Origin of the sequence: Rothia sp. (in: high G+C Gram-positive bacteria), assembly GCF_015265375.1 — a bacterium.
Lineage (GTDB): Bacteria > Actinomycetota > Actinomycetes > Actinomycetales > Micrococcaceae > Rothia.
In genome coordinates this window covers 1-6,480 of record NZ_JABZXW010000083.1, presented here as the reverse complement: position 1 = coordinate 6,480, position 6,480 = coordinate 1, and the positions used below count along the sequence as shown (strand labels likewise).

General features: G+C 59.5%; 5 protein-coding genes and 1 pseudogene. 3 read left to right on the top strand and 3 right to left on the bottom strand.

The window, feature by feature from the left end:
* A pseudogene (locus HXO69_RS08420) lies at positions 1-362 on the top strand (hypothetical protein); the annotation flags it as partial.
* Between the two features lie 53 nt (positions 363-415).
* Here the strand turns inward: HXO69_RS08420 and HXO69_RS08415 are convergent.
* The gene (locus HXO69_RS08415) at positions 416-1,243 is read right to left on the bottom strand and encodes an S-layer homology domain-containing protein (protein WP_296546488.1); all 828 of its coding nucleotides are present in this window, start codon (positions 1,241-1,243) and stop codon (positions 416-418) included.
* 176 nt (positions 1,244-1,419) lie between these two features.
* Positions 1,420-2,391, bottom strand: coding sequence for a PHP domain-containing protein (locus tag HXO69_RS08410; RefSeq protein WP_296546486.1), 972 nt, complete (start codon positions 2,389-2,391; stop codon positions 1,420-1,422).
* A 217-nt stretch (positions 2,392-2,608) separates the two neighbouring features.
* Here HXO69_RS08410 and HXO69_RS08405 point away from each other — a divergent pair, with 217 nt between their 5' ends.
* A complete protein-coding gene (locus HXO69_RS08405) occupies positions 2,609-4,144 on the top strand; it encodes an aminopeptidase P family protein (protein ID WP_296546484.1) in 1,536 nt (511 codons plus the stop codon).
* A gap of 172 nt (positions 4,145-4,316) precedes the next feature.
* On the opposite strand, the gene HXO69_RS08400 is transcribed toward HXO69_RS08405, so the two are convergent.
* The gene (locus HXO69_RS08400; protein ID WP_296546483.1) at positions 4,317-5,324 is read right to left on the bottom strand and encodes a hypothetical protein; all 1,008 of its coding nucleotides are present in this window, start codon (positions 5,322-5,324) and stop codon (positions 4,317-4,319) included.
* Positions 5,325-5,454: 130 nt separating this feature from the next.
* Between HXO69_RS08400 and HXO69_RS08395 the strand changes: the two genes are divergently transcribed.
* Positions 5,455-6,480 (top strand): magnesium transporter MgtE N-terminal domain-containing protein (locus HXO69_RS08395; protein WP_296546481.1); only part of this gene is annotated, 1,026 nt, incomplete at its 3' end.

The following is a 6,480-nucleotide window of genomic DNA, read 5'->3' as shown; positions in this document are numbered from 1 at the left end:
CAAACTGGTATATCAGCTCATGGGCTAGCGACTGCACCTTTACAGGAGTACGCTCAGACAACCCCTACAGACCAAGCCAAGAAGTACCCCTAGAAAGAATCCTCGCTTCACTGTGGGGCTTCTATCTTGAAGGTAGTGTTAGGCGTTTGAATATTATTGGAGCAAACGCATACGACGAATGCCACATGGACTACGAAGACAATAACAAACCTAAACCCAAGGTTCTGAACGATAAATGGAAGTTTTCTATTAAAAATTCCCTGAACCCACCCTACAAGATTGAAATTAATCAGTATGTCTATAAATCTACTGAGACTCCAGTGGGAACTTCCAATAAAAAAGAATATATAGTTGTGGAATAAATTCATAAACATATCCCCGCTTATGTATTGATACATAAGCGGGGATATGTTTCTTATTTAAATTTGAAAGATTTATCTGCCAGACGAATCACTTCAAAGGCCTGCTCATACGTAGCGTAAGTCAACCACTCAAATTCATCATTAGGTGATACGATACCATGCTGTCGATACGATACGTTCTCGACAGAATCTTTATTATTTGGATTCTGAAGACCATAGTATAACCAGGTGTATGCCTTATGAAGCTCCGAATTATAGGGCATATTCGGCCATTTTTCCTTCCAAGGAGTATATAGGAAATAGGCATTAGGATCGTCTACTTCTACCGTTACGTTTGGACTACCCGCCAATCGATACACCATCAAGGCAGTAGCAGCCTCACTAGCAGGGGTATCGTAATGGAAATTCCCATCACTCCAACCCCAGGTAATGCCCCGCTGACGAGCCCACATCACCACGGGAAAACGCGGATCATCAGTCTTAATATCACCATACGGAGACTGAGCCGGAAGATTCTTCACTTCGGGAGAACCTGACAGACGGTACAAATACTCCACAAACTGGCCACGAGAGATAACACTATCTTTCTTGACCATTTGGTGCTTCTGATACTCAGAAATCAGACCAATGCACTGCGCCCAATTAAAGATAACGCGACGCCCCAATTCACCATCTTGCCGATAGTACTCATATTCTGCGCGGTCGTTGCAGGTCACTGCCGGTTCGTCCGGCTGTACAATGGGGGTCACCTCGTGAGGCTTCAAATGCCCGGTGGCATACGCCGGAACACTACCGCACACCATGGCACCTGCCAGCAGTACCGTGCCACCGGCCTGGATGGCCCGCTTTGTGGGGCGGGTGAATAATTGTCGAAGCATCATAGCTCCTTCATGAACAGAGGGGAGGCACAATCTTTGTGCGCCCCAATGAGTAGAACGTTCTCAGCGTACCAAAAATCCTAACCTTCAGGTAGAGATTTAGGGAATATGCAATGAGGTGAAAGCAAAAGAATGGGGGGCGGGTTCCTTTGATTAGGAACCCGCCCCACACTTTTGTTTTAGTGCTGGGCCGCCAGCTGCTCGCGGATACGCGCCACCGTCACCGCATCCGTCGTATTCTCACCCAGCAGGTTCGGCTTACCCGCACCGTGATAATCACTCGAACCCGTCACCAGCACCTCACGGCCCGCCGCACGCTGACGCTCAATGAACTCCAGCAGACGCGCCCGGTCCTCCGGAGAGTTCTCACGGTGATACACCTCCACACCCGCCAGGCCAGCCTCCACCATCAAACCCAGGTACTCCAGGCTCAACGCAGGCCCACGCATCGTACTCATCGGATGCGCAATCACCGGCACGCCCCCAGCCTCACGCACCAGACGCACCGCCTCCAGCGGGTCCAGCGCATCCTGCGGCACATAGTAGGGGCTACCCGTGTACAGCAGCTTCGCGAACGCCTCAGAACGGTCAGTCACCACACCGGCGGCAACCAGCGCGTCAGCAATATGGGGGCGGCCCACCGCCGCGTTCCCCTCCCCCACCTGCGCCAACACGTCATCCCAGGTCAGCGGGTAGTCAGCGGCAAGACGGCCCACAATAGCCTGCGCACGGCCCTCACGGCTGGCACGAATCGCCTCCACACGGTGCGCCAACTCCGAACCCACCGGGTCAAAACCATAAGCGAGCAGGTGAATAGTCTTCGTGCGTGCGCGGCCCTCCCCGTCGGTGTAACGGTAACGGCAAGAGAACTCGGCACCCGGCAGAAAATCCAGACCGTACTCATCCGCCAGCTGAGCCGCCTGCGCCCAACCAGCCGTCGTATCGTGATCAGTCAGCGCGAAACCCGCCAACCCGGTGCGAGCAATCAGCGGCACCAGCTCAGTCAGGCTCTGCGTGCCGTCAGAAATAGCGGAGTGAATATGCAGGTCGTAGCGCCCGGCAGGGTTCAGGTTTTCAGGCGTGCCCGGTTCAGCGGGCTGCGGTGCCTGCTTCGCATGAGGTGCACTGTTCCGGTGTTCTGTGTGCGTCATATTCTCTCCTTCCCCGCCCCTGCTAGTTCGTCGCCACCTCAGCGGGGTTTTAAGGCATGTCATCTACTCTTCTGATTCAACCCTACCAATATCGGCGGCGCAATATCGGGCACCCGGTCGCAGGTCAAAGATATATTCTGAACCCACCGCCCCCTCTCTTATGGTCAAAAGCGCTAAAACACCTGCCCACCAGTATTGAAGAGGCTATGATTAACCCATGACTGAGAACAACGAGAAGAGCACCGAAGCTCAGAAGACTGACCACCGCAGCACCCCCAAGGCGTCTGCATTCACCGAATTCATTGCCGCAAACTGGGCACCTGCCGAAGATGACGGCTACACCCGCGAGCCCGTAGCAGACTACGCAGCTGAGCGCCGCGCCAAGATCTCCAAGGCGTTCCCCGGCGAGCGCCTCGTCCTGCCCGCAGGCCCGCTGAAGGTCCGCTCCAACGACTGCGACTACCGCTTCCGCCCGCACTCGGCGTTTGCGCACCAGACCGGCCTGGGCATCGACCACGAGCCCGACGCTGTGCTGGTCTTCGAGCCCGTCGAAGAGGGCACCGGCGACAACGGCTCCAACCACGAAGTCACCCTGTACTTCCGCCCGCTGGCTGGCCGCGACACCGCAGAGTTCTACGCGGATGCACGCTACGGCGAGTTCTGGGTTGGCCCCCGCCCCACCCTGAAGGAGTTCTCCGAGCGTTACGGTCTGCGTACCCGCGACCTGTCCGAGCTTGAGGTTGCTATCACCAAGAACGCCGGCAACCAGGGCCTGGGCGGCGTGAACATCCGCCTGGTCCGCAACGTTGACCCGGCTGTTGACGCTCTCGTTGACACCTCCCGCTACAACACCGGCGTGGAGCTGGAGCAGGCTGACAAGCTGGACTCCGAGCTTGCCGTGGCTCTCTCCGAGGCTCGCCTGATTAAGGACGCTATCGAGGTTGAGAACCTGCAGCGTTCCGTTGACCTGACCGTCAAGGGCTTCGAAGAGGTCGTACGCGAGCTGCCTAAGGCTGTTGCGCACCACCGCGGCGAGCGCGTCGTTGAGACCGCGTTCTTCTCCGTGGCACGTACCGACGGTAACGACCTGGGCTACGACACCATCGCAGCGTGCGGTAACAACGCAACCATCCTGCACTGGATCCGCAACAACGGCACCGTCGATGACGGCAAGCTGCTGCTGCTGGACGCAGGCGTTGAGGACGACACCCTGTACACCGCAGACGTGACCCGTACCTTCCCCGTGAACGGTAAGTTCACCGAGGTTCAGGCGAAGGTCTACAACGCCGTGCTGGACGCCGCTGACGCCGCATTCGCTGTGGCTAAGCCGGGCCGTAAGTTCCACGAGATTCACGACGCCGCAATGGAGGTTCTGGCTCACCGCCTGGAAGAGTGGGGCCTGCTGCCGGTTTCTGCCGAGGTTTCCCTCACCATTGAGGGCGGTCAGCACCGCCGCTGGATGCCGCACGGCACCAGCCACCACCTGGGCCTGGACGTGCACGACTGCGCGCAGGCGAAGGCTGAACTGTACATGTGGGCCGAGCTGGAGCCGGGCATGGTCTTCACCATTGAGCCGGCACTGTACTTCAAGGAAGAGGACATGTCCATTCCCGAGGAGTACCGCGGTATCGGTATCCGCCTTGAGGACGACGTGCTCTGCACCGAGGACGGCAACGTGAACATGTCCGCTGCACTGCCCCGCACCGTTGAGGGCATTGAGGAGTGGATGGCTAAGCTCTCCAAGGAGGCGTAACCATTCCCGCCGGACTGTACCGGTTAGTACGGTCTGACGATAATGCGTAACGAAAGCCCCTCACCGATTCGTTCGGTGAGGGGCTTTCGCGTATCTTCTTGCTGTCTTCTATGCCTGTTTCCTGGCTTATTTCCCGCCGTCACTGGCGGCTACCGCCCGCTGGTGGTTGAGGTTATTCGGAGTTTTTCGAGGAGTTATCCTGCGAGGACTTATCGTGCAGGCCCTGCGGGCGCGGGGTCGGACGCTGCGGCTTGGGCTGAATCAGCTTCGCGTATTCTTCCGGATCGTCCACGCGCAGGCCGAAGCGCTGAGCCGGGCGCTTCTGCGGCTCCGACTTCTGGGCGGTGGTGTTCTGTTCGGTTGCATGGTCGGTTTTTGCCTGTTCCGGCGCGGAAGTCTGAGCGGGCTGAACGGTCTGCGTAGGCTGGGTGGGAGCGGGCATGTTCTGCGCCGCGCTCTGAGCCATCGCGTTCTGTGCGGAAGTATCACGCTCGGGCAGGTTCTGGTTCGGTGCCGGCTGACTACCCGCCTGCGCACGATACGAGGGGGCCTTCGGGGCACCGGTCGGAACCGGCGCACCATTCATCGAGACGGTGCTCTGAGCGGCACGCGCCTGCGACGCCTCCGGGGCTGCCGCCGCACGCGCAGCCGCAACTGCCGCCGAGAAGCGAGGGTGCGCGCCCAGCACGCGGCGCGCATCCTGCGCGTACTCCGGCAGGGCGTACATCACGGTACGCGAGGGAATCGCCTCGGTACGCATCGGGTATCGAACCCCGCGGCCACGGCGCAGAATGTACATCTGCCAGAGCACAAACACGGCAATCGACAGCGGCACGTACCTTAGCGCCACCGACATAAAAGAGTCACCGGTCAGAGTCAACAGCACCGAAAACACCAGGCCCATCGACGCACCCTGAATCGCCGAGAAAATCAGGGCACGACCGTAACCGGGCTGTACCGGGTACTCCACCTGGCGGATACCGTCATTGACCAGGTACAGCGCCGTGACCGGGTAATCCTGCTCGCTGAGCACGTCAAAAGCGGCGAGCGCATCATCGTGACGAACGAAGGAGGCGATTGCCTCACCGGCGGGTAGGGGCTTGCCCTGAGCCTGCGCCAGGCGCGAGGCCAGATATGAAGAAGGCGGGGTCGAGGGAATATTCGGCAGGTTAGAAGTCATGGCTCCTATTCTACCGCCCACCCTACCCCTGGATCCGGTGGGCAGTCAGCTCCTCTACAGGCGTAGCGAACACCTGTTCAATTAGGCTTCTCAAAGTGCGAATCCCCGCGGCGGGGCGTACCCTAGAGAGGTGAGCAATTCGAAGTTCAGCACCCCCAGCAAGATTTACATTGCCCGCCTTTTGGGCCTCGACGTTTTTGACCCTTTCGGTGACCGCCTCGGCCGTCTCCGAGACGTTGTCGTGCTCAAACGCGGCCTGGGCGCATCCATTGCGGGCGCCCGCCCCGCCAAGGGCAGCGAACCCATTGTTGTCGGCATCATCGTTGAGGTGCTCGGCAAGAAACGCGTGTTCATGCCCATGACCCGTGTGCGAAGTATCGACGCTTCACAGATCATTTCGACCGGCCTGGTGAACCTGCGCCGCTTCGAACAGCGCAACTCTGAGACTCTCATCGTCGGTGAGCTTTTTGACCGCCGTGTGCGCCTGCTCGACGGCAGCGGCGACGCCGTCATTGAGGACGTCGCCATTGAGCAGCGCCGCAACGGCGACTGGGGCGTGACCGAGCTGTTCGTCTCCCGTGTCAGCTCCGGCTCCAGCACGTGGCGCCGCCGCTCCAAGGAGACCCTCATCGTCGACTGGGACGAGGCGGTGCTCTCCACCGATGTGGAACCGCAGGCGGCAACCGCGTTCGTGGCGAACCACGAGAACTCCAAGCCCGCCGACCTTGCGGACGCTATCCACGAGATGAGCGATAAACGCATGGTCGAAATCGCCGCCGAGCTGCAGGATGAGCGCCTCGCGGACGTTCTGCAGGAGCTGCCCGCCGAGGACCAGGTGCAGATTCTCTCGCACCTGGACGATGAGCGTGCCGCGCAGGTCCTCGAAGAGATGGAACCGGACGACGCCGCCGACCTGCTCATCGAGCTGGACGACGCCCAGCGTGAAAAGCTGCTCGAACTCATGGAACCCGACGAAGCAGACGACGTGCGTCGACTGCTCGAATACGACGAAGGTACCGCCGGTTCGCTCATGAACCCGGTGCCGATCATCCTCTCCCCCGAGGCGACCGTCGCGGAGGCGCTCGCGCACATCCGCGCCGAAGAGATCCCGCCGGCGATGGCGGCTGCCGTCATGGTGACCCGCCCGCCCCTGGAA